The 25,769-nt window shown below is 37.8% G+C and carries 17 protein-coding genes; 9 read left to right on the top strand and 8 right to left on the bottom strand.

Translation table 11 applies throughout. From position 1 onward, the window contains the following. The first annotated feature begins 33 nt into the window (after nucleotides 1–33). Nucleotides 34–1,521, top strand: a complete 1,488-nt coding sequence (locus AAOP42_RS17880; RefSeq protein WP_349529937.1) for a sodium:proton antiporter — start codon at nucleotides 34–36, stop codon at nucleotides 1,519–1,521. Here AAOP42_RS17880 and ribH read toward each other — a convergent pair. The 3 genes from ribH to cysS all read right to left on the bottom strand — a co-directional run bounded on the left by ribH (nucleotide 1,516) and on the right by cysS (nucleotide 4,402). Then, nucleotides 1,516–1,992, bottom strand: coding sequence for a 6,7-dimethyl-8-ribityllumazine synthase (gene ribH / locus AAOP42_RS17875; protein ID WP_349529936.1), 477 nt, complete (start codon nucleotides 1,990–1,992; stop codon nucleotides 1,516–1,518). The genes AAOP42_RS17880 and ribH overlap by 6 nt on opposite strands. 95 nt (nucleotides 1,993–2,087) lie before the next feature. Continuing rightward, nucleotides 2,088–2,792, bottom strand: a complete 705-nt coding sequence (locus AAOP42_RS17870) for a tetratricopeptide repeat protein (protein WP_349529935.1) — start codon at nucleotides 2,790–2,792, stop codon at nucleotides 2,088–2,090. A 119-nt stretch (nucleotides 2,793–2,911) separates the two neighbouring features. Next, nucleotides 2,912–4,402, bottom strand: coding sequence for a cysteine--tRNA ligase (cysS, locus tag AAOP42_RS17865; protein ID WP_349529934.1), 1,491 nt, complete (start codon nucleotides 4,400–4,402; stop codon nucleotides 2,912–2,914). Nucleotides 4,403–4,738: 336 nt separating this feature from the next. Between cysS and AAOP42_RS17860 the strand changes: the two genes are divergently transcribed. The 3 genes from AAOP42_RS17860 (at nucleotide 4,739) to AAOP42_RS17850 (ending at nucleotide 9,106) form a co-directional block, all read left to right on the top strand. Next, nucleotides 4,739–5,473 (top strand): hypothetical protein, encoded by a 735-nt coding sequence (locus AAOP42_RS17860; protein WP_349529933.1) that lies wholly within the window; start codon nucleotides 4,739–4,741, stop codon nucleotides 5,471–5,473. 128 nt (nucleotides 5,474–5,601) lie between these two features. Beyond that, on the top strand, nucleotides 5,602–6,489 hold the full coding sequence (lipA, locus tag AAOP42_RS17855) for a lipoyl synthase (RefSeq protein ID WP_349529932.1): 888 nt from the start codon (nucleotides 5,602–5,604) through the stop codon (nucleotides 6,487–6,489). 52 nt (nucleotides 6,490–6,541) lie between these two features. Further along, the gene (locus AAOP42_RS17850; RefSeq protein ID WP_349529931.1) at nucleotides 6,542–9,106 is read left to right on the top strand and encodes an ABC transporter permease; all 2,565 of its coding nucleotides are present in this window, start codon (nucleotides 6,542–6,544) and stop codon (nucleotides 9,104–9,106) included. A 67-nt stretch (nucleotides 9,107–9,173) separates the two neighbouring features. On the opposite strand, the gene AAOP42_RS17845 is transcribed toward AAOP42_RS17850, so the two are convergent. From AAOP42_RS17845 to AAOP42_RS17835, 3 genes are all read right to left on the bottom strand, one after another. Further along, the gene (locus AAOP42_RS17845) at nucleotides 9,174–10,187 is read right to left on the bottom strand and encodes a glutamine synthetase beta-grasp domain-containing protein (RefSeq protein ID WP_349529930.1); all 1,014 of its coding nucleotides are present in this window, start codon (nucleotides 10,185–10,187) and stop codon (nucleotides 9,174–9,176) included. 384 nt (nucleotides 10,188–10,571) lie between these two features. Continuing rightward, nucleotides 10,572–11,636 (bottom strand): outer membrane beta-barrel protein, encoded by a 1,065-nt coding sequence (locus AAOP42_RS17840; RefSeq protein ID WP_349529929.1) that lies wholly within the window; start codon nucleotides 11,634–11,636, stop codon nucleotides 10,572–10,574. Between the two features lie 121 nt (nucleotides 11,637–11,757). Beyond that, on the bottom strand, nucleotides 11,758–13,107 hold the full coding sequence (locus AAOP42_RS17835) for an ammonium transporter (RefSeq protein WP_349529928.1): 1,350 nt from the start codon (nucleotides 13,105–13,107) through the stop codon (nucleotides 11,758–11,760). 397 nt (nucleotides 13,108–13,504) lie between these two features. Between AAOP42_RS17835 and AAOP42_RS17830 the strand changes: the two genes are divergently transcribed. Next, entirely contained in the window at nucleotides 13,505–13,852 is a 348-nt protein-coding gene (locus AAOP42_RS17830) for a YraN family protein (protein WP_349529927.1), read from the top strand. Nucleotides 13,853–13,859: 7 nt separating this feature from the next. On the opposite strand, the gene AAOP42_RS17825 is transcribed toward AAOP42_RS17830, so the two are convergent. Beyond that, complete coding sequence (locus tag AAOP42_RS17825) at nucleotides 13,860–15,632, bottom strand: AMP-dependent synthetase/ligase (RefSeq protein ID WP_349529926.1); 1,773 nt, start codon at nucleotides 15,630–15,632, stop codon at nucleotides 13,860–13,862. Between the two features lie 254 nt (nucleotides 15,633–15,886). Here AAOP42_RS17825 and AAOP42_RS17820 point away from each other — a divergent pair, with 254 nt between their 5' ends. The 3 genes from AAOP42_RS17820 to AAOP42_RS17810 all read left to right on the top strand — a co-directional run bounded on the left by AAOP42_RS17820 (nucleotide 15,887) and on the right by AAOP42_RS17810 (nucleotide 17,891). After that, a complete protein-coding gene (locus AAOP42_RS17820; protein ID WP_349529925.1) occupies nucleotides 15,887–16,372 on the top strand; it encodes a gliding motility lipoprotein GldH in 486 nt (161 codons plus the stop codon). A 187-nt stretch (nucleotides 16,373–16,559) separates the two neighbouring features. Continuing rightward, nucleotides 16,560–17,006 carry a DM13 domain-containing protein gene (locus AAOP42_RS17815; protein ID WP_349529924.1) on the top strand — a complete coding sequence of 149 codons (447 nt, stop codon included), beginning with the start codon at nucleotides 16,560–16,562 and terminating at the stop codon, nucleotides 17,004–17,006. Nucleotides 17,007–17,045: 39 nt separating this feature from the next. After that, on the top strand, nucleotides 17,046–17,891 hold the full coding sequence (locus tag AAOP42_RS17810) for a hypothetical protein (protein WP_349529923.1): 846 nt from the start codon (nucleotides 17,046–17,048) through the stop codon (nucleotides 17,889–17,891). Nucleotides 17,892–17,906: 15 nt separating this feature from the next. Here AAOP42_RS17810 and pbpC read toward each other — a convergent pair whose 3' ends face one another. Beyond that, entirely contained in the window at nucleotides 17,907–20,195 is a 2,289-nt protein-coding gene (pbpC, locus tag AAOP42_RS17805) for a penicillin-binding protein 1C (RefSeq protein WP_349529922.1), read from the bottom strand. 70 nt (nucleotides 20,196–20,265) lie between these two features. Between pbpC and AAOP42_RS17800 the strand changes: the two genes are divergently transcribed. Then, nucleotides 20,266–25,644: an MG2 domain-containing protein gene (locus tag AAOP42_RS17800; protein ID WP_349529921.1), complete on the top strand. Its 5,379-nt coding sequence runs from the start codon at nucleotides 20,266–20,268 to the stop codon at nucleotides 25,642–25,644. Nucleotides 25,645–25,769: the final 125 nt, after the last annotated feature.

The raw sequence follows: 25,769 nt of genomic DNA, 5'->3' as shown, positions 1-25,769 counted from the left end.
CATTTTAACAATACAAAAGGAATTTTTTCTAATATGCACAAATCACTATTACTGATTTTAATTTTTACAGTTACTACATTGGTATGTTCTTATGGTGAGAGTATTTCAGATATCAATGATATAAACTCAAGTAAAGAACTTGCAGTGTATTCTTTTGAAGAAGGTAATGCTGAAACAGTTGAGCACCACCATGCCCCTTCATGGTCTGTAATTCCTTTTGTAGTCCTTTTATTGATGATCGCTACAGGACCATTGTTTTACGAGCATTTTTGGCACAAAAGTTATCCAAAAATTGCCATATCATTGGCGGTTTTGGTCGTTGGTTATTACATTTTTGGACTTCACAACACACATGCACCTATCCATGCTACTGCTGAGTATATCCAGTTTATTGCACTTCTTAGTGGGCTATTTATAGCGTCTGGGGGGATAATGATCAAAGTAGATAAAGATGCTACCCCTTTTACAAATGTGATATTACTGATCATTGGAGCTGTTGTGGCTAATATAATAGGTACAACCGGAGCATCAATGTTGCTGGTAAGGCCTTTCATCAGATTGAACAAAAACAGAATAAAAGCTTATCATATCATATTTTTTATTTTTATGGTAAGTAATATAGGAGGCTCTCTTACCCCTATTGGAGACCCGCCTCTGTTTCTGGGGTTTCTTAAGGGTGTTCCATTCTTCTGGACATTAACCTGGAATTTTATTCCATGGCTTTTTGCTTTATCGATCTTGTCTGTAATTTTTTATTTTATAGATAAAAACAACAAAGCGGATTATAGCTTTGGGGAAGATACCAGAAAAAGGTCTGGAAAAATTTCTATAATTGGAACAAAGAATTTTGCCTGGCTTGCGGTAATTGTTGGATCTGTGTTTTTAGATCCGAATGTAATAGACTGGGTGCCTGCAATACATTATGATGGTCAGAAATTTTCCTTCTGTAGGGAAATAATAATGTTTACTACAGGTTTCTTGTCCTACCGGATGGCTAATAAAGATGCTTTAAAAGGCAATGATTTTAATTTTGAGCCCATCAGAGAAGTGGCTTTTATTTTTATAGGCATCTTTGGCACTATGATGCCAGCACTGGAGCTGGTAGGAAACTACGCTCAATCAGAAGCGGGTGCTGCCATGATTACGCACAATACCTTATTTTGGGGAACCGGAGCGTTATCAGGATTTTTGGACAATGCCCCAACATATATCAACTTTTTAACTGCGGCTATGGCTTCTCAGGGAGCGTCTATTAATAATTTTCAGGAAGTAATCAGTTACTCGGCTGGTGGGTTTGGAGACTCTCAATTGTCCCTTATGGCGATATCTATAGCTGCTGTATTCTTTGGTGCTATGACCTACATTGGTAACGGGCCAAACTTTATGGTAAAATCTATAGCTGAACAGGTAGGGATTAAAATGCCTTCTTTTTTCGGCTATATAATTCGTTTTTCTATACCTATTCTGATCCCTTTATTTATATTGGTATGGTTTGTCTTCTTCTACTTGCAGATATTATAGGCTTAACATCTTGATAGCTGTGATTGCAGCCTCATCACCTTTATTTCCATGTTTGCCTCCTGCTCTGTCGAGTGCTTGTTTCTGGGTATTTGGAGTAAGCACACCGAAAATTACAGGCTTGTCATATTTCAATGAAACATTGGTAATACCATGAGCGACTGCATCACAAATAAAATCGAAATGTTTAGTCTCTCCCTGAATAACACAACCAATGCAAATTACTGCATCTATACCTTCCTTTTGTGCCATTTTTTGTGCGCCAAGACTCAACTCAAAACTACCGGGTACGGCAACTCTTAAAATATTTTCTGCTTTTGCTCCGTGAGCAATTAGCGTGTCATACGCTCCGCTATATAAAGACTCTGTTACTTCTTCATTCCATTCTGAAACTACTATAGCAAACCGTCGCTTAGACACATCTACGAGGTTTTCAGTGCTGTAATCACTTAAGTTTTTTAAAGAACTGGCCATAATGTATTTCGCTTGATTATTGATCTTTTATTGTAAAAAGCAAAATAAAAAAGGGATGAAAACAATTCCATCCCTTTTTATTCAATTTATTATTTTTAATTCAATGCTCCCTGAAGCCTTGCCTTATGCTTTTTAGCATCCGAGTATTCAGTAGCACCATAGTAATCATCCAGAATTGTCTGATAGTTTGCTATAGCTGATTCCAGATTGTTTAATTTCTCATTGGCAATTGCTGCCTTCACCAGATAAGTTGGTGTAAATTGTTTATTTGCATTGTAATTAGCAGCTTTCTCATAAAATGAAACTGCTTTCTCATATTCCTGCAATCCCATATAGGCATCTCCAATCAACGAATAAGCTCTTGCCTGCACCAGATAATCTGATACACTAAATTTTTCGAGGTATGAAACAGCATTATCAAAATCACCAAGTTTCAAATAAGTTGCACCAGCATAATAATGAGCTAAATTAGCAGTATTGGTCATGCCATACTCTTCGATGATTTCCAGAAAACCAAAATTATTTCCATCTCCGTTTAAAGCTCTTCCCAAACTATCAGCTTCAAAATAATATACTGCCTGATAAAGATCGCGTTGTGCATTTTTATCTTGCTCACCAACATAGTAGTTGTAAAACATGTATCCTAAAATAGCTACAAGAAATAAACCTCCTACAACCAAAACGACATTTTTGTTTTTTTCTACAAACTCTTCAGTTCTTGAAAACTGTTGCGCAAGTGCTTCAGGATTCTCTAACAAATCATTCCCTGCTGCTTCCGTATTTTTATTCTTTTTTGCCATGCTTTGAAAAATTCAGGTCGCAAATTTAGTAATTATTTGATATTAACATATATTAAGGATAAAATTCATTCGGAAGTGGGTGGAGAAACTATGGAATAATTAAAATAGTACTCGTGAAACTATTCTTCATAAGCCCAGTCTATACCAGTTTTCATGTCTTTTAGGACTACTCCTTGTTCCTTTAGCTGATTACGGATTTCATCTACTTTCTCATAGTCTTTTGCTTCTTTTGCTTTCTTATAAAAACTGATCAATACTTCTAATAAACCCTCTGAGTTTAGATTGTTTTCTTCTTTCAAGCCCAATACATCGGTAATGAATGAGCAAAAAGTGGCTTTCATTCTGTTGAAAGTTTCTTCACCGATTTCAGCAAGTTTCAGATTTTGGGTAGGGATTGAATTGATTTTCTTTAGTAGATTAAATAAATGACCAATTGTCAAAGCTGTGTTGAAATCATCATTCATTGCCCGATAACAATTATCACAAAGCTGATTGATTTGTCCGGCTATTTTTTCATTTATTTCAACGCCCTTTTCAGTAGTATATTCAATATTTTTGATGATTCTCAGTCCATTCATCAACTTTTTGTACCCTTTTTGTGCAGCTTGGAGAGCATCGTTTGAAAAATCCAATGTACTTGCGTAGTGAGACTGAAGCATGAAAAACTTTACGGTCATTGGTGAATATGCCCGATCCAAAAGGTCATGATCCCCTGTAAAAAGCTGTCTTGGTAAAAAAGAGTTGCCAAGGGATTTACTCATTTTTTGCCCGTTTACAGTGAGCATGTTGGTATGTATCCAATATTTGACCGGATCTTGTTCATGTGCTCCAACCGATTGAGCCAGTTCACATTCATGGTGCGGAAATTTAAGATCCATTCCTCCGCCATGTATGTCAAATGTTTTTCCCAGATATTTAGTTCCCATTACTGTGCACTCAAGATGCCAGCCCGGAAATCCCATGCCCCACGGAGATGGCCACCTCATAATGTGTCCATCGGATGCCTTTTTCCAAAGTGCAAAATCCACATTATCGGATTTTTCATCCTGACCGTCAAGTTCTCTGGTATTAGAGATTAGCTCTTCAATTTTTCTTCCTGACAGTTTACCATAATGATGATTTTTTTGGTACTCTTTTACATTGAAATATATTGATCCGTTGCTTTCGTAGGCCAATCCGTTTTCAAGTAATGTTTCAACCATCTCTATTTGCTCAAGTATATGACCTGTAGCTGTAGGCTCGATACTGGGAGGAAGAGCATTAAACTGATCCATCACCCTGTGAAAATCTTCCGTATATTTTTGGACTATTTCCATTGGTTCAAGATTTTCCAATTTTGCCTTCTTACCAATTTTGTCTTCACCTTCGTCTGCATCGTCAATAAGATGCCCGACATCTGTAATATTTCTAACATAACGTACCTTGTACCCAAGATGCATCAAGTACCTGTAAATGACATCAAAACTGACAAAAGTCCTTACATTGCCAAGATGCACATCCGAATAGACTGTAGGCCCACATACATACATGCCTACAAAAGGAGCATTGATTGGTTCAAAAAGTTCTTTTTTACCTGTTAATGAGTTTTGAATTCTCAGTGGATTCAACATAGAAATAAATTATTTTCTAAAAGATACGGTTTTCTAATACGGTCTTAAGCAAAAAAAGGTATTACAATTACCTTTTCAAATCGGTCCAAATAAAAGCTTCTGATTTATAGACTTTTAGCCGAAAGACATCAACTGCAAAACTTGGGCACTCACAGATTAAATCAAAGATTTTATCTGTATATATTTACTTTCTATTACCATTTAAAATTTACCTTGTTAAGATATTTGTTTGTCTGAATTGTAATAAAGTATTTAAGAATGGGCAGATCTTATATTAATTTTGCAGGATTAATAATGGGATAGCAATTTTGGTTGTTATAGTATTGTTTAAAAATTATGAGGAGAGTCCTTTTAACCATATCATTATCATGTTGCCTTTCGTTGCTGGCTTTTGCTCAATCTGATGGCAATTATGAGTATTCCAAAGAATTTACCTGGGGAATAAACAAAAATACCAACGGAGGACTAATTGGAGGATTTACTTTCAAATGGGCAAACTCTATAAATGAAAAGCAATTTAAAACCTTTGGGTTTGAATTGATGAATGTAAAACATCCTAAGGAAATTAGGATTTCAGCAACAGGCAGTCCATTTTTATATCCGAAATTAAACTATTTGTATTCCGTTCGAGGGTTTTATGGTAGAGACTTTCTACTGTTCAAAAAAGCTCCTCAGCAGGGTGTACAAATAATTTTCACCACAGCAGCAGGTCCCACAATTGGAGTGGTGGCACCATATTATGTGAGGATAGAAAACGGTACAGTAAGAACAAGTTATGTCAAAGATACTGATTCCACTAACCCTAACCCTGTTTTTAAGCCATTTGGATCTCAAATAACTGGTACTGGCCACATATTTCAAGGTTTGGGGAAATCGGAGTTAAAATTTGGACTAAATGCAAAAGCAGGAGTCATGTTCGAAATGGGTGCTTTCAAAAGCAATGTCACCGGATTTGAAATTGGTGCACAACTGGAGGCTTTTACCGAAAAAATTATTATTGTTCCTACTCAAAGCAACAGAGCTATTTTCTCCTCTTTGTATTTAACACTTTTCTACGGGCACAGAAGATAAAGAAAACTAAGTTTGTTCCTTTACTATGAAGGCTATGTCTGCCTCAACCACCTTTTAATGTCAATTCTTTATTACTATTATTATGATTAAAAAACTCATATACGTTTCTTTGCGTAAATTCCTGAGATATGATTGAATTGCCAGTAGTAGATGCAGTAAAAGCCAAAAGGACAAAGAAACCTGACTGGCTTAGGGTAAAGCTCCCAGTAGGTCAAAATTATGCCAATGTTCGGAAGCTAGTTGATGAACATAAGTTGCATACCATTTGTGAAAGTGGCAATTGTCCGAATATGGGAGAATGCTGGGGAGCAGGGACTGCTACTTTTATGATCTTAGGGAATGTCTGCACCAGAAGCTGTACATTCTGTGCAGTAGCTACAGGAAGGCCACCGGAGTATGATGAACAAGAGCCCGAAAGAGTAGCCAAAGCTATACATCTAATGGGTGTGAAACATGCTGTAATTACGTCAGTAAACCGGGACGAGCTAAAAGATAAGGGAGCAGAAATATGGCATAGAACTGTGGTGGAAACTAAAAAACTTTCTCCTGAAACTACTATTGAAACACTTATTCCAGATGTAAAAGGAAAATGGGATGCTCTATACACTATGATAAGTGCCGGACAAGAAGTAGTCTCACACAATATGGAAACAGTGGAAAGCCTGTACCGTCGGGTAAGGCCTCAAGCTAAATATGCCAGAAGTCTTGAACAAATTAAGCTTACCAATGAATTTGGAAAAAGAACCAAGACAGGAATAATGTTGGGCTTAGGAGAAAAAGAGGATGAGTTGTTTAAAGCAATGGATGATCTGGCAGCACATGGCTGTCATATTCTGACCCTTGGACAATACCTTCAGCCAACAAAACGGCATATAGAAGTTGCAGAGTTTATTCATCCTGACAAATTTGCAAAATATAAAGAAGAGGGGTTGAAAAGAGGAATCAAGTATGTAGAATCCGACCCTTTAGTAAGGTCATCTTACCATGCCGAACGCCATGTAAATGTGCCAATATAATTTTGTTGTTGAGGTTTAATGATAAACGAACAATGAAAAATTAAGGGTCATTTTGGATGCAAGCTATAAAATAGAAAAAACTAAAAACAACACGGGATGGCTCTGGAAAATGGCATGGAGAGACAGCCGCCGGAGTAGAAGAAAGTTGTTTTTATTTACCAGTTCCATTATAATAGGAATAGCTGCTCTCGTTGCTATCAATTCTTTCAAAGAAAATCTGGAGGATGAAATAAACACTCAGGCCAAAACTCTTCTTGGGGCTGATTTGGTTATTAGCAGCAAAAAACCGTTTTCTGAAGAAATACAGCTTACCCTTGATTCAGTGGGAAAAGAATATTCGAGAGAAAGCAGTTTTGCTTCTATGGTTTACTTTCCCAGAACCATGGGTACCAGGCTTGTGCAGATTAGGGCATTGTCAGGTGCATATCCTTACTATGGCACTATAGAAACCGAACCCAAATATGCCGGAGGAGACTTCCAAAATGGACAATATGCCTTGGTAGATGAGAAACTCATGCTGCAATACAATGTTGATATTGGGGACGATGTTAAGGTTGGAAATGTGGTATTTAAAATTACGGGAAAACTGCAAAAAATACCCGGACAAAGTGGATTGACTTCTTCGATTTCTCCTGTGGTATATATTCCCTATTATTACTTAAACCAGACTGGTTTGGTAAAAAAAGGAAGCCGAATTAACTACTCCTATTATTATCAGTTTCAAAACAATGAGAAACTCAAAACAGTACTTGATACTTATGAAAACCGCTTTAAGGATCTTTCTTTAAGGACAGAAACAGTTGAGGAACGAAAGGAGGATACTACTTCTGCCTTTAAAAATATGGCAGTATTTCTCAACTTATCTGCATTCATAGCCCTTCTTTTAGGCAGTATTGGAGTGGCTGGGGCGGTACATATTTACTTAAAGGAAAAGGCAGAATCTATAGCTATACTCAGGTGTCTTGGCATGAAGGGCAGTCAGGCTTTTTATATCTATTTTATCCAGATCATTGTCATTGGTTTTATTGGGTCTGCTATTGGAGTTTTTCTAGGTAGTTCATTCCAATTTGTATTGCCATCACTTCTAAAGGAAGTTTTGCCTATTTCCATCGTTCCAAAAGTTTATTGGTATATTGTTCTTGAAGGTTTAGGTTTAGGCCTTTTGATAGCTATACTTTTCGCATTAATTCCTCTTATTTCACTCAAAAGAATATCACCGCTACTTTCTATCAGGCTGGCTTATGAAGACTCTCTAAAATCTAAGAAAGATTCGGAACACCTAATTATCTATGGTTTAATTACACTTTTCATTTATGGCTTTTCATATTTCCAAATAGAAAAAGCACTACAGGCATTGTATTTCTGCCTTGGTTTACTGGTTACTTTTTTGCTTCTCTGGGTGATTTCCAAGAGTCTTATGATATTGACCAAAAAAATATTTAACACTAAATGGAGCTACATCACCAGGCAGGGAATAGCCAATCTCTATCGACCTAATAATCAGTCTGTACTGCTTATAATAATTATAGGACTTTGCACTGTCTTACTTTCTTCATTGTTTTTTATGCGTTCGCTTCTTATCGATCAAATTTCTATTACAGGTAGAGGAGAAAGGCCCAATATGGTATTATTTGATATACAAACATCCCAAAAAGAAGAAATTAAGGAATTGACTTTAGACTATGACTTACCTATAATACAGGAGGTGCCAATTGTTACCATGCGTCTGAAAGAGATAAATGGTATAGATAAAACTCAGGCAGACGAAGACACAACAATTCATTATCCAGGTTGGATGTACAACAGGGAGTATCGAATAACCTTTAGAGACTCCCTGATAGACTCTGAAACCATTGTAAAAGGTAAATGGCAGGGAGAAGTTAAAAGCCCTGCTGATAGTATCTTTATTTCTATGTCGGATGGGTTTGCCAAAAACCAAAAGCTTGAGCTTGGCGATGAACTACTTTTTAATGTTCAGGGAGCACTCATCAAAACTTACATTGGCAGCTTTCGGGAAGTTGACTGGAGAAGGGTACAAACAAACTTCTTGGTGGTTTTTCCCAAAGGTGTATTGGAAGAAGCTCCCCAATTTCATGTTTTGATTACTAAAGTTGACAAGTCTGATGTTTCTGCAAGATACCAACAGGCAGTGGTGCGTAACTTTCCAAACATTTCTATAATTGACTTGGAACTGATCCTAAAAACAGTAGATGACGTACTAGGCAAAATTTCATTTGTCATCAATTTTATGGCTGCATTTAGCATCATTACAGGATTTATAGTGTTAGCAGGCTCTATTATTCTTAGTAAAACCCAAAGAATTCAGGAAAGCGTATTGCTTCGAACCTTAGGTGCTGTAAAAAATCAAATACTTTCTATCACCACTATAGAATATTTTGTGTTAGGAAGTCTGGCCGCCATTACTGGTTTGTTAATTGCCCACGGGTTTAGCTGGGCATTGGCAAAATTTATGTTTGAATCAAAATACGATGTAAACATACTTTCTACGGCGGTAATATTTAGCATCATTTCATTTTCAACTGTGTTTCTCGGCTGGGTCAATATCAGGCCAGTACTCAAAAGCTCCCCACTTGAAATTTTACGTGGTGAAGGTTAAATAACCGAATATAAAAAAAGGAAGTTATATTGACTTCCTTTTTTTATATTCAAACAATTTGTTGTTATCAATCAGTTACTGTTTTTACTGTTTTGATAATTCTTGCAGCTACTTTATACGGATCAGCGTTAGATGCTGGTCTTCTGTCTTCAAGGTAGCCAGACCACCCTTTGTTTTTGGTATAAAGAGGAATACGGATAGAGGCACCTCTATCTGATACGCCATAAGAGAAGTCGTTAATAGAAGCAGTTTCATGCTTACCAGTCAGACGTTGATCATTGTACGCACCATATACTTCAATGTGCTCTTTAACTACCCCTCTGAATGCTTCACATACTTTCTTTATTTTTTCTTCAGATGCAGCAGTTCTCAAATAGGTATTAGAGAAGTTAGCGTGCATTCCGGATCCATTCCAGTCTGTTTGACCAAGTGGTTTTGGATGGTACTCAATGTACAAACCATATTGCTCTGACAATCTTTCCATCAAGAATCTACCAATCCAGATTTCATCGCCTGCTTGTTGAGCTCCTTTGGCAAAAATTTGCCATTCCCACTGACCAGCAGCAACTTCGCCGTTAGTTCCTTCTATATTCAATCCGGCAGCAATGCAAAGATCCAAATGCTGATCTTTGAAATCTCTGCCAAATACGTTTTGTCCACCAACACCACAGTAGTATGGCCCTTGAGGAGCTGGATATCCACCAGCAGGAAATCCAACAGGTAGTTTAGTGTCAGGATCCATCAAGAAATACTCTTGCTCAAAACCGAACCAGAAATCATCGTCTTTATCGTCGATAGTTGCTCTACCGTTAGTAGTGTGAGGGCTACCATCAGCATTAAGTACTTCTGTCATTACCAGATATCCGTTTTCAATAGCAGGATCCGGACAGATGTAAACTGGCTTCAAAATACAATCAGAAGATCCTCCTTCTGCTTGTTGAGTAGATGAACCATCAAAAGACCAATCATCGCAATCTTCTAGTTTACCACTAAAATTGGATACTACCTTTGTTTTACTTCTTAGCGATTGAGTTGGCTGATAACCATCCAGCCAAATGTATTCTAATTTAGATTTGGACATTTTAACTAATTTTTAATTGTTAATTATTTTTTTAAAAAAGATTATTAAGTACGCTCATTGACAGACAAGATTTCAAGCCTGAAAAATCAGGTTATTTTTGTGAATTGGAGTACTACTATTTGCTACTCACACTTCATCTACCTTTTTGGGATACACAAATATAATTACCCTCACTTAAAATCCTTATGCCTTTTTCATTAATCAAACCCAACAATGCGCTTGTTGGGTTTGATTTGGAACTAATTAAGACCATCCTATAATTAAAATTCTTCAAATAGGGTAAAAAATGATCCTGATCTATGAAAAATTTATAAAATGGACACCTTTTTAGTCAGTTTTTTTATCTATTCTTGAAATATTCAATATTTCTATTTTTAATCAATATTAGAAGCTGTAAACAGCTGCCAATACGAATGAAGACAGGCTTTTACTCATTTTTGCATTGGTGTATCCGTTTGGAATATCATCTGAATCAAAAGTTTGATCGCCATCTGTTACAAATTCATCTCCTGATAGCATATCTATTCTGAATTCAGGAATAATAGTCAGGTTACCAACAGAGTAATTAGCAGACAGAGTCAGGTCAATTACGTTCTCACCTTCAGTAAATAACCCAATTCCATCGTCTTTGAAATACTCACCTCTCAAACCCATAGAGAAGGCATCCGAAAATGAATTTTGCAAGTATAATGCCGCTCCTGTAAAGTTATCTTTTGCTTTAGTAGCATTTATTCCTAAGAAAACAGTTTCTGACAAGTCAAATCCACCTGTATAATCAATTTGGTAGAAATCATTTGCACCGTCATATATGAAGTTGAAATACTGTCCACTTATACCTACTTGAGCACCCAATACATAATCTCCTGAAGGATTGAAATCAGTAGCATCAGTTGGGTTCATAATGGCAAGCATTAAACTAGCATCTTCACTTAATGTAAAGTCGGCTTTCAAACCAGAGTGAGAAAACGGGCCATAAGAAAACATATAAGAAGTAGAGTAGTTGTAGTTTGCAGTAGGAGAAATTACTTCATATCCTAAGAATGTGTTGAAGTTACCCAAAGTTAAAGTTGTTCCATCACTAACATTCCAGTATGCATACAACTGGTTAACAATAGGAGTAGAACCAACGGTAGAACCGAAAACGGCATCATTACCTCTTGGTCCGAAGACAAGGTCAGCAACGAAACCAGTTTTTTCACCTTCAAGACCCAATACTACATTGGCCATACCAAGAGAAAAACCTGGCAAGTTAGCAAACGAAGAACCCGGTGCTATGTAAACGCCATCATCAACCATTAAACTGTTTGATGCATTAAGGTTTGATCTGAAATAAGCATCAATACTTCCTGAAATACTAAGTTCTGGAGCTGATGATTCTTCGTCTTGAGCAAATCCAATTAAATAAAGTCCAAGAATAAATATAAATGTAAGAGATATTAATTTTTTCATGATAAAATAAATTATGAGTTTGTGATTAATTGTTTAATTAGTGTTGGAATGTGGAATTAAACCCTGCCCAGAAAATCCCACTACATCCGGGCAGGTATTTAATTAACAATTCAACTAAGAATTAGTTATCATATACAATAGTGTAGCCCCTAATGCCATGTTCGTGGCTATCCAGGCCTTCTGTTTCATGTTGTTCAGAAACCCTTACACCGATCGTTTTCTTCAAGATGAAGAACAATAAGAATGCTACTGGAAACGCTACCGCTCCATAAGCCAATACACCAATTAGTTGCGTCATAAATGTGTGGTCTGCATTGGTGGAAAAGATACCTACTGCAAGAGTGCCCCAGATTCCACAGGTCAGGTGAACGGAAACAGCTCCAACAACATCGTCTAATTGGAATTTATCCAGAGTGATTGCGGAAATAACAACTATAACTCCTGCAACAGCTCCAATAATTAAAGCAGAGTTGATAGATACAGTGTCTGCACCAGCAGTAATTCCCACAAGTCCGGCAAGAATACCATTCAAGACCATTCCCAAATCCATTCTTTTGAATGTGAAATATGCTGTAAAAAATCCGAATAAACCTCCGGAACAAGCCGCCAGACAAGTGGTAACTAATACATAAGAAACTAAATCCGGATCAGCAGAAAGAACAGATCCACCGTTGAACCCGAACCATCCTAACCAAAGAAGGAAAACACCGATTACTGCCAAAGGAACTGAAGTACCTGGTTTGTCAATTACTTTTCCATCTACATATTTGCCTAGTCTTGGCCCAATAACTATGATACCGGCCAATGCTCCCCAGCCACCTACAGAGTGAACCAAAGTAGATCCTGCAAAATCGTAGAAACTCATAGCATCTAACCATCCTGCACCCCATTTCCAGCTACCCAGAAATGGATAAACCAAACCAACATAGATTACTGTGAAAATCATGTATGCAGATAGCTTTACTCTTTCTGCAATAGCTCCTGATACGATAGTAGCAGCAGTAGCAGCAAACATACCTTGGAACAAGAAATCTGTCCAGTATGTGTAACCAGCACTGGCATATCCGATAGATGGGCCACTTGCAGCAGCGTCATATCCTATACCAAATCCTGCGAATCCAAGAATTCCATCACCAATGATGTTGAATTCTCCCGGATACATCAGGTTAAACCCACAAAAACAATAAGTAATCAATCCGATAATTGGAGTGATCGTGTTTTTGAATAAAATGTTGACAGTGTTTTTAGACTGTCCGAAACCTGCCTCCACACCTGCGAATCCGAGGTGCATAATGAAAACAAGCGCAGTTGCCAACATCATCCAGATGTTGTTGGCCGTAAATAATGCAGTCGCCCCTTCGGAAGCTGCTTCCTGGGTAACCACAGCTACATTGCTAACCACCTCTGAAACAGTGTTTACTGCGTCTGTGGCTAGTGCTTCAGTGGAGATTCTTAGTAAAAGCTCTTTCATACTTTCTCTAATTAAATTGTTAAATAAATAAATACCGGGTTGATTTTTCACCCTGTTTGATAGCAAAAGTATGAGAATGTGAATTTACGGATGAAATTTTTACCATAAAAAAATATGATTTACGTAAAAAAATACATTTTTGGTATAAATAATATCCGTCATTTATAAATATTTCAAACTATTTTATGTTTAAGGGTATTTTTTTATCCAAATGAGGCATTTTTTGTGAAAAATTGATGGAATGAGCCGATAAAACGTATAAGTGACGTGTTTTATGTGGATTGAAAATTTTTCAATATTGATATTCTTTCAATAAAGAATGTTTCAAATAAGCGATTTTTCAATGATTATACCTTTTTATTAGAAGATTTTCTATATTTATAAAAAGCACTCTTCAATGGACAAATCGGATAAACATAGTTTAGGATTAAGGGCAGAAGACAGAGCCTGTGTTTTCCTCAATGCACAGGGTTTTGAAATTGTAGAACGTAACTACCGATACAAAAGAGGTGAAATCGATATTATCGCTTCTAACCAAGAAATGATGATTTTTGTAGAAGTAAAATACAGAAGCAATTTATCGTATGGCAATCCGGAAGATTTTGTTTCAGAAAATCAGAAAAGGCTCGTAATTGAAAGTGCCGATAATTTTTTACACAACATCAACTGGAAAAAGAATATACGATTTGATATTATAGCAATTAATAGTGACAGCCTGGAGCATTTTACAGACGCTTTTTACTAGCTACTGATTAAGAACTGGCGAAAGAATATATACTTTCAATCAGTTTTTCGAATTTTTTGTTTAGAACCCTGCGTTTCAATTTAAGTGTGGGAGTTAACTCACCAGTATCTACACCCCAAGCCTCACTTACCAGTTCAAACTTTTTTACCTGCTCCCAACTGCCAAAATCCTTATTTCTTTCGTCCAGTTCTTTTTGAATAAGTGCCATCACTTTTTCATTCCTGATTAAATCATCATTATTTGTAAATGAGATTTCGTTTTTTGCTGCCCACTCGGTTAAAGTATCGAAATTGGGAACAATCAGTGCAGAGGGGAATTTTTGTCCTTCGCCCATCACCATGACCTGATCTATATATACAGACTCTTTAAACTTGTTTTCCATTGGTTGTGGCGCAATGTACTTGCCGCCGGAAGTTTTGAACATTTCTTTTTTGCGGTCAGTTATTTTCAAAAAGCCATCTTCAATGACGCCAATATCTCCCGTATGAAACCACTCTCCTGACATTACTTCGGCGGTTATGTCCGGCTGTTTAAAATACCCTATCATTACGTTTGGCCCTGAGCACAGTATTTCGCCATCATCAGCGATTTTCACCTGTACTCCTTCAAGTATTTTCCCCACACTTCCTATTCTGATAGAGTCGGATGTTGGTGCGTTTGCAGATATGACAGGAGAGGTCTCGGTAAGACCATATCCTTCACAAACACGGATGTTGGCTGCCCAAAAAATTCTGGCAAGCCGGGGTTGCAGTGCGGCTGCCCCAGAGCCTATCATTTTCACATTTCCTCCCAGGGCTTCCCGCCATTTACTAAACACTACTTTGTTAGCTACCTTCAACTGAATATTATACCACCAGCCCATATCTCTGGCCGGATCGTATTTTAAACCAAGGTTAACAGCCCAGAAAAATATTTTTCTTCCAATGACAGACAATTCGTATCCTTTAGAAATGATCTTATCATACACTTTTTCTAATAGTCTGGGAACTGTATGGAAAGTATCAGGTTTTATTTCTCTCAAGTTATCTGCAATGGTGTCCATACTTTCGGCATAATAAACCGAAACACCCCAATACATAAAGTAGTAAAGCCCCGTTCTTTCATAAACATGACACAGGGGTAAGAAGCTCAAAGATTTTGATTGCCCTCTCACCAGCAACTTCCCGAATCTTGGTGCCACAGCCAACGTATTACTTACAACGTTTTTATGACTAAGCATTACCCCTTTTGGGTGACCAGTGGTGCCGGAAGTATATATAATTGTCAGTAGATCATTTTCACTTATTTGGTTCCTGTATTCTTCCAATGTATCTACATCTTCGGTTCTGTTCATATCCCGAACTTTCGTCCAATGATCTACTCCTTCTATTTCATCAAATGAATAAACTTGTTCTATGTTCAGAGAAACGGTAGCTTGTTTTACTTTTTCGATCAGTTCTTTCGTTCCAGCAAAAACGATCTTGACTTCTGCATGCTCAAAAATGTATTTGTAGTCTTCGATAGTAATGGTAGGATACATAGGCACGCTCACCGCTCCAATCTGCTGAGTAGCCAAGTCGATAAAATTCCATTCCGGCCTGTTTGGGGATATGATGGCAATTTTGTCTCCCGGTTTTACTCCAAGCTTGAGTAGTCCCAGACTCACATGGTTCACAATGTCTATTACTTCATGTGTGGCATAATTCCTCCATATTCCATTGACTTTGTAATTCAAACAGTCATGTTGTGGATAGGTCTCCTGCTGGTAAAAAATAAAATCGAAAGCACGGGTAATTTGCATGTATCTATGAGTGATTGTGTATCAAGCAATATATCAATTTTTAACTCATATATGAAGCAGAATACACAGAATGTCCCATCTCTGATATCAAATAATGTGTCTTCTACAACAAGTCATTCTGGACAACCTGTTTTTCATAAAAAAACATAGTGGATTCTCGATAGCGAACTCATTTTTATGATAGTATTGACAATTATTTAAACAATTCATCGTCAAAAGATTAAATTAGCATTTTAGTCATACATCCGGAAAGAATGAACAATATTGGTATTAAGGTAAGTCTGATTATTACGATAGTGGCGATAATATTTTCAAGTTGTGATCAAAACAAAATATACGATACCTATGTTGATTTAGACAACAGCATTTGGAATGTTGATACTCTACCAACTTACAATTTCGAAATAGAAGATGAAACGGTATTGTATAATATCTCTTACAATATCAGGTATGCCGATGTTTATCCTTATTATAATTTATACATGAAGTACTTTCTGGAGGATTCTTCAAAAAACATCATTGACTCAGAGTTGCAGGAAATAATATTATTTGACAAAAAAACAGGCACTCCGCTGGGTGACGGTTTAGGAGATATATTTGATCGGGAAGTGTTGATTTTTGAAGGGTTCAAATTTCCCTCTAAAGGAAAATATACCTTTAAGGTCAAGCAATTTATGCGTGTTGACAACCTTCCCGGAATCATGTCATTTGGACTTAGAATAGATAAGCCTGAAAAGTAACAGACCAAGTCATTGCTGATCTTGGCCTGCAATCTCCAAGTCCTTCAGTTATTTTCGCTTTCTCCTACACAGCCTGTTAGTAGGCTTCCACATACCTTTTTCATGATTTGACTAAAATGTGATTCCTCTGTGACTTTCTCGTAATATTTGGAAGGTTTCTTTGTGAGGAAACAAAACATATAGAAAAATGAAAAAGTTAATATTAATGATTTTGGCCACAGGTATTCTTTTCTCTTGCGGTGATGATGAACCTACTATTGAAACCATTGATACCAGTATGCCCCAGGGAACTTTCACAGCTTCCAAAAGTGGCACTTTTACTGAACAAAATGATACGGGAAGTGCCGGCACGGCTGAGTTAGGCACAGACGAAAAAGGAACTCAATTCCTTCATTTTGGCAGCAATTTTACCACCAACCTTGGCACTGGCACAGTCACGGTGTATTTGTCCACATCGGATACTTACATGGCAGATCCGGGCAATGGCAATCCTGATTTATTATTGATTGCAGGTGTAAAAAGTAACGGAGATCAATATTTCAAACTTGATCCTGCTGCTGATAGCAAGTTCACTTACGTGATCTTATGGTGCGGATCGGCAAGTATCCCATTTGGATATGCGCAACTGCAATAAGCTATGAGAAGTGTTTTTTATAGAATAATCCACCTGGCCATGAGTGGATTATTCTTTTTTTATGCCTTTTCTGTAAATGCGCAAAGTGGGTGGACGAAAGATAAGGGTGATCTTTTTGCCAAAATATCTTACCTGAACTTTGGTTCAGATAAATATTATAATCTTTCCGGCAATTCAATGCAGACATCAGAATGCACTCAGAATGCACTTGGGTTGTATGGAGAGTATGGGATTACAGACCGTCTGACACTATTGATGGATTGGTCTTTTCTCAAAAGTCAGGGTTTTGAAACTACAGAAAATGTCACTGGCATTGGCGATATGAAATTGGGAGTAAAATATGCGCTGGTAAAGAAAATACCGATTTCAATTAGCGTGATCCCTGATCTTCCTCTGGCTCAATCCAATAAATATGCTCAAAATAAGATAAATTCCTTTGAACAAATCAACTTACCCACAGGTGATGGAGAATTCAATGTTTTCAGTGTTTTGGCTATTTCTACTTCCCTATATCCGATACCTGTTTATGCCAATTTCTACATTGGTTATAATTTCCGGACAAAATATCAATCAATCGCATTGAGCGATCAACTCCTTGCCGGGTTGGAAGTTGGTTATAATCCGATCAAACCCGTTTGGCTTAAATTAGGCATAAAAATCCAGCAGACCCTTTCAAGCGACAATCCAAGCGTAAGTTTTGTGCGGGGAGAAGGCACTGAATTTACTTCGATTTATGGCGGAGTGTTTTATCAATTTATTGAAAGGTGGGGTATTGATGTGAATTACTTCGGGTATCTTAATGGGCCACAGCCCCGAAGAAATATTTATAGCGGCTCAGTGTATAGCATCGGACTGGTTTTTGAATTAAAAAGAGAAGAGCAATGAGTTGAATATGGCTTTTCAAAACCTAATCTTCTTCACCTCAATCTCAATATCTGTATTTCTTCCCTTGTCGTCAGTGCAGGATATCTTTACCCTGCCTTCATTGGGCGTAAAGTAGATGTTTTCGTTCGCCAAAGCCGATTGATAGAATCGGTTGTTGATGTACCAAAAGACCTGATTGACATTGTTGGCGGTTTGGCTGCTGAGCATGATTTGTAAGGAATCCGTTTTGTCCACCAGATATTCCAGCTTATCAATAGGAGATATTATTTTAGGAACAGACTCGGTAAATAACCTTTCACAATCCAGATTATGTGGAGGTATTTTGATGTAATTGATTCTTTCTGATTCAAAATAGGAAAGGATTTCGGGTTGGTGGTTGGGGTATCGGGCTTTTATGTAACCATTTTGTGGCAGGCAGGCACTGCAATATGATTTGGTAGAATCCGCCGACACATAGACGAATTTGCTGTGATTGCATGGCTGATAGTCTGAAATACCTGGCAGGAAATAGTCTAGTTGTTGTTGATCGCAAAAATCGTTTGGGATCATCCCTGTTTCGGTACAGACATAGCGGAAGTTTACACCCTTCGGCATTCGAAACCATTCTTTAGAAGACTCCTGATCAATGGCATTAAAAATATTAAATAATAATGGAGAGGCTATATCCGACCCTGTCAGTTCTTGTACACCTTCTCCAGAGAAATTTCCAGCCCATACCCCGATGGTATATTTTTTATTGAACCCCACACTCCAGGCATCTCTGCGCCGATAGGAAGTACCAGTTTTCCAGGCGACTTTAGGTAGGTAGGTTGCATTTTTCCATTGAGCTGGTAAGTCTGGTCTCGTTACAGTAGTAAGGATTTCGGAAATCATAAAAGTAGCTGCTTCGGAGATTACCTGATACTTGAAACTGATAGTATCGTTGGCCAGAAAATTAAGATTGCTGTACAAACCACCGTGACTAAAAGCAGCGTAAAGCCTGGTAAGCTCTTCCAGCGTCACTCCGCAACCACCAAGCACAGTTGACAAGCCCAGAAATGCTTTGTCTTTTTTTATCTGTTCAAAACCTGCATTTGAAAGGGCTTCTATAAATGGGTAGGTTTGCATTTTGTCCAGCACCTTTACTGCCGGAATATTAAGGGAATTGGATAGGGCATATTCCATACTCACATTGCCGTTAAAACTCTCCTGATAATTTTGTGGTTGGTAACCACTGAAATTGACAGGAACATCACTTATGATCGTTTTCGGAGTGAGCAAACCCTTGTCTATTGCCATACCGTACAAGAGCGGCTTCAAAGTGCTACCGGGCGAGCGAACGGCCTGAATGCCATCTACCTGCCCACCATCTTCGTTGTTGTAAAAATCAGCCGAACCTACATAGGCTACTACCTGCATTATTTCATTGTCCAAAACCAGAGCCGCTGCATTTCTGATATTGTTTTGATAAAGTTGCTGGATATAATTGTACACTATCGCCTCTACTTTCAGTTGGGAATTGATATCAACAGAAGAATGAATGATATTGAGATCTGAATTTTCCTGCTTTAATCGGAAAGACAAATGAGGAGCTATTTTTGGCAAAACTTTCCTTTGGGCAATTAAAACTTCTTCTTTGGCATCTCCAATGGCTTCATCGCTAAAAACAGCTTCTTGTTCAAACCTATCCAACCATTTATTTCTTTCCTGTACTATCAATGCATTTGACTTTCCAATCCGCAAGGAATTGGGCCTGTTTGGGATGATAGAAAGTGCTGTGATCTCGGCAATACTTAGGTGATTAGGCATTTTTTCAAAATAGATCAGCGAAGCAGCCTTCACTCCTTCGATATTCCCACCATAAGGGACCAGGTTGAGGTACATCTGAAGAATTTCATCTTTACTATACCTCCATTCTAGTTGAAAGGCACGAAATACCTCAACCAGTTTGTTTGCATAGGATCTTTCTTTTGGTTGTAGCAGTCGTGCGACCTGCATCGTGATGGTAGATGCTCCTGACGTTCTCCTACCCTTAAATATATTGTTGAAAGCAGCTCGAAAAATGGAAATGGGGTTAATGCCAAAGTGGTAATAAAAAAAGCGGTCTTCCTTGAATATTATTGCTTTTTTGAGTGTTGGAGTGATTTCATCCAGATCGGTAAACATCCTCCATTTGTCGTCCGAGGTTAGAAAGGAGTGCATCAATACGCTATCCTTAGAAAGCACAATTGGCGAATACTCTATTTTTGGTTTATAAGGAAAAACGACAAACAGAAGAGATGCCACAAAAAGTAACAGGAATATAACAAGGAAAAATGATTTCAAATTTCTATTTGTATTTTTAACCACTAACTTTATTACCTTCAACAATTCCCACATAATCAGCCTAGATATCATGCGTATCAAACCTACAAATTATATTCTGTGTATCGTTTTATTTTTAATAATATTTGGATGCACCGATGATCAGTCTTTCAAACTTATAGATACCAATTTTGAAGAAGAAATTAAATCGGATCAGAATCTGAATTTTGTTTTCAACAAACCCCTCGTTGGAGACAGTGTGCTCAACAGGTGGGACAGCACTGCCTATATCCGTTTTGAACCTGACATTCCGGGTTCTTTTAGGTGGTCTTCCGAAAGCGTATTGGTGTTTTCACCAAAGGCACCTTTTCCTCCTGCCACTAGTTATAAAGCAACCTTTACTGAAAAACTTTCAGAAAAGGTCAACTATGAATTTACCGGAGACAAAACCATTAGCTTCCAGACACAGCTACTGGAACTTTTAAATGTCACCGGGTTTTGGTTTGAAACCAAAGGTGGTCAGACCCTGATTCATGTTGATGCCAATTTCAATTTTGATGTTGATCAGAATGAGGTATTAGAGAAGGTGAAGGTAAATGTAGATGGGAAGCCTGAAAAGATTGCGTTGGCTGAGAGTTCAGATCAAAACAGAGTTAGGTTTTTTCTGCCTGATATAGCAATGGCTGATGCGGCTTTTAAAATAGAAGTAGCAATGGAAACCGGATTGGTTCCTAAAGGAGGTAGTATTAAAACCACCGGAAAATTGGTGAGAAGTTTGTCATTGAAATCACCTTACAATGTGAGTATTGAAGATGTGACAGCAGAACACAATGGAGTAGAAGGTGTTCTTAATGTTGATATTTCTCAGGAAACAACAGATGATGCTAAAGAATTTGTAACCATTTCACCTCAATTAAACTATCAGGTAGAACTTACAGAAAAGGGGCTGAAGATAAGTAGCGAAGATTTTGACCTGAGGAAAAAGTACTCAATTACTATAAAAAATGGTTTAAAAGGAAAGTTTGGAGGGGCATTGAAGTCAGATTTTAACAAAGAGATTTCTTTTGGAAAATTGAGACCCGAAATTACCATTACTGACAAACGCTCAACATACCTATCGGCCAATGGTGCTAAAAACATACAGGTGAAAATCATCAATGTGGAGGAAGTAGAGGTGAAGCTTACCAAGTTATACGAAAACAACATTCTCAATTTTACCAGAAACAAGTACTACGATTATGAGAATGACAGCTATACCTACAATTACCATTCGATTGAAGAGCAGGGAGACGTTATATGGAGTAAAAAAATAGCCAGCAAAGATTTACCAAAGAAAGGAGGTCTGAACATCTTGAATCTGGATGTGGAGGATAAAATCAAAGGTTACAATGGAATTTACGTCTTGCAGATTTCGTCTGATGAAAATTATTGGTTGAGGGACTCGAAACTGATTTCGATTTCTGACATTGGACTTGTAGCCAAAGAAGGAAAAAATGACATTACGGTCTTTAGCAATTCGATAAAGACAGCTTCTCCAAAATCAGGAGTGGAAATCAGCTTTTTCGGACGCAACAATCAGTTGATAGGCACTTCTGTTACGGACAATAGTGGAGTGGCTATTTTTCAAAAACCTAAGGATGTTCCTGATGGATTCCAGGTAGCAATGATCACCGCAAAAAATCAGGACGACTACAACTATATGACTTTTAGTTCTACAGGTGTAAATACTTCCAAATTTGATGTTGGAGGTAAGTATGAGAACTTGTCCGGTTTTGATGTATTTATATATGGAGACCGTGACATCTACCGACCCGGTGAAACGGTGAATCTGAGTGGCATTATCAGAGATGAGCAATGGAAAACTCCGGCACCAATTCCGATAAAAGTGTCAATCACCACTCCCGATGGAAAAACCCTTCAAACAATCAAAAAAACTTTGAATGAATTTGGATCCTTCGAAACATCCTTAGAGCTTTCTACTGCTGCTGCCACAGGAAGCTATGGGGTGCAGATTTATACCACCAACGACATCTACCTTGGGGCAAAAAACTTTAAAGTGGAAGAGTTTATGCCGGATCGGATAAAGGTAGAAGTACAAATTGATAAGGTGGATTTAGACCTTGAGGAAACAGCAGAGATAAAATTAAAAGCGACCAATTTTTTTGGTCCTCCTGCTGCCAATAGAAATTATGAACTCAATATTTCTGCCAGAAGAAAATATTTTTCTTCCAAAGAATTTAGAAGTTATAATTTCAATATTGAAACACCCAACAATATTTATTTCGAGCAAACTTTTTTGGAAGGCAAAACCGACTCTAATGGAGAAGCGCAAAATAGTTACCAGTTAGGGCAACAGTATCAGGATATGGGTCTTGTACAGGCTGATGTATATACCACAGTATTTGACGAAACCGGACGACCCGTCAATAGAAAAAATACATTAACTATTTCTACTCAGGAGGTGTATTATGGCATAGCCAGTGACCGATACTATGCCGCCACCAACAGTGAAATACAGTTTCCAATGGTAGCGTTGGATAAAACCGGAAAGGTATTATCTGGTGTGAAAACACATTTGCAACTCATCAAACATGAATTCAAAACAGTACTATCACGTTCGGGAGGATACTTTCGATACAGATCGGAGAAGGTGGAAAAAGTACTGGAAGACAAAGAAATATTGATTAGTGGGAAAAATGAATATTATTCTTTTATCCCCGAGCTTTCCGGTCGATATGAACTGCGTTTGTCCACACCCGGCACCAGAAATTATGTAAGTAAGGATTTTTATGCCTATGGCTGGGGAGGCACATCCAATTCATCGTTTCAGGTGAATAGTGAAGGCCAGATAGACATTGAATTGGATAAAGAAACCTATAAGGTAGGAGAAACAGCCAATGTAATTTTGAAATCTCCCTTTTCTGGTAAAATATTGGTGACTTTGGAAACAGATAAAATTCTCAGGCATTTTTATATAGATACTGATAAAAGAGCAACTTCATTTCCCATAGAAATTCAGGAAGGGTTTGTGCCAAATATTTATATCACCGCTACTTTGTTTAAACCGCATGAGGAATCTGATTTGCCCTTGACCATAGCTCATGGAGTTGCTCCTTTGATGGTTGAGAACACTTCCAACAAATTGCCTTTGTCAATAGAAGCGGTTGAAAAATCCAGGTCAAAGACAAAGCAAAAAATTAAGATTAGATCAACGCCAAATACTGCAATATCAGTGGCGGTGGTAGATGAAGGGATTTTACAATTGACCCAATATGCTACGCCTGATCCATACGAATACTTTTATCGAAAAAGAGCATTGGGCGTGCAATCCTATGATGTTTATCCTTATTTATTTCCAGAAATAAATTTGGCATCCGGAAGAGTAGGCGGAGATGATGCAAGAGCTGCCCAATTGGCAAAAAGAGTAAACCCCTTAACAAATAAGCGGGTAAAGTTGGTGTCTTTCTGGAGTGGTATTTTGCAAACTGATGGGAGTGGAAATGTCTCGTATGAAATAGATATTCCTCAATTCTCTGGAGATTTGAGAATAATGGCAACTGCTTATAAAGACCATACTTTTGCTTCGGCTCAGGACAATATCAAAGTAGCCGATCCTATTGTGATCAGTACAGCCCTTCCTCGTTTTTTAAGTCCCGGGGATACCATACTTGTACCAGTGATTATGTCCAATACCACAGAAAAAACTACTCAATGTGAAACAACTTTGAGTGTATCTGGACAGGTAACACTTCTAGGCAAGAAATCCATGAAAACTGAAGTAGCAGCCAACACTGAAGGGCAGGTGATTTATAAAGTCGTTGCTAAACAAGCTCTTGGACAGTCCAATATAACTGTTGATGTAAACGCACTTGGGGAATCTTTCAAAAACAGTACTGACATTACCGTTCGTCCTGCTTCCCCATTACAAAAGGTCTCAGGATCGGGAGCGATTAAAGCAGGCGAAAGTTTAAAAGTTGCTTTAGAAGACAACAAGTTTATGGCACAAAGTGTTCGACGAAATCTTGTGATCAGCAATTCTCCCATGGTAGAATTCGCTAAAGATTTGGACTATTTGTTGCGCTACCCACACTATTGCTTGGAACAAACAATTTCCGCAGCTTTTCCACAATTGTATTTTCAGGAATTGAGTGAGCAGATTCTCCAATCTACAGATGACACAAAAAATGCAAACAGTCATTACCACATCACTGAAGCCATCAAAAAACTTCAGTTGATGCAACTCTATCATGGTGGATTAACTTACTGGCCTGGGCAAGGGTATGAAAGTTGGTGGGGTTCTGCTTATGCAGCACATTTTCTTTTTGAAGCCCAAAAGGCAGGTTTTGAGGTTGATCAAAAAATGTACAAAAAATTGCTGGACTATTTGATTACCAAATTGAAGACGAAAGAAACGGTATTCTATTTTTACAACGATACCAAGAGGAAAATTGCCCACAAAGAAATTCCTTATTCCTTGTACGTATTGGCACTCACAGGCAAAGCCCAGCGATCCACAATGAACTACTACAAAAGCAATATCAATGATTTAAGTCTGGATGGGAAATACCTTTTGGCGGCAGCTTATGCACTTATCGGAGACGACAAGAAATATAAAGAAGTATTGCCACCTGCTTTTTCAGGTGAAAAGTCGAAAAGAGTTTTTGGAGGAAGCTTTCATTCTTACATTCGGGATGAGGCACTCGCACTCAATGTGCTCCTAGAAGTGGATAAAGACAATCCTCAAGTGGGGATCATGGCAAGACATTTGTCTCAGGCACTAAAAAATGAAAGGTATCTCAATACGCAAGAACGGGCTTTTGGCTTTTTGGCATTGGGTAAAATTGCCAGACAAAATGCAAACAGCAACATCAAAGCCACTGTGAAATCAGAAGGAAAAACAATTTCGGAATACCATAATAAAACTTTGACACTGGATTCTAAACAGTTGGATTCGAATGACCTGAGTATAGAAACATCGGGCAATGGCTCTTTGTATTATTTTTGGGAAACGGAGGGAATCAGTATGGATGGAAGCTATAAGAAGGAAGATTCTTTTCTAAAAGTGAGAAAGCAGTTTTTCGATAGAAATGGGAGAGAAATCAGAAGTAATAAATTCAAGCAAAATGACCTTATTGTCATCAATCTATCGATACAGGCATCCAACAATAAAATTGTAGAAAATGTGGCAATGACCGACATGTTGCCAGCAGGTTTTGAGATTGAAAATCCAAGGATCGCAGAAGTGCCCGGAACAGAGTGGATCAAGAATGCCTCCACCTCAGATTATGTGGATATTAGAGACGATAGAATCACGTATTTTTTAACAGCAGAAAATGTAACCCGAAACTACTATTATGTAGTTCGGGCAGTTTCTAAAGGCACTTATCAAATGGGACCGATTGGTGCTGACGCCATGTATAACGGAGAGTATCATTCCTATAGCGGCGGAGGTACTATTGTGGTAGAGTAAGATTGATTTATAACCTAACCATTTTGCTGTATTTTTTCACGTAAAGACGAATTAAAAAAAGTATGCATGCATACTTTTTGCAGAAAATGCTATATTTGATATAAATAAAAAAAGACCTTTCCAGT

The organism is Reichenbachiella sp. MALMAid0571 (assembly GCF_040151475.1).
In the GTDB taxonomy this organism is placed as follows: Bacteria; Bacteroidota; Bacteroidia; order Cytophagales; family Cyclobacteriaceae; genus CAXBNB01.
The sequence above is the reverse complement of the archived record's forward strand: the minus strand, read 5'-3'. Positions and strand labels throughout refer to the sequence as shown.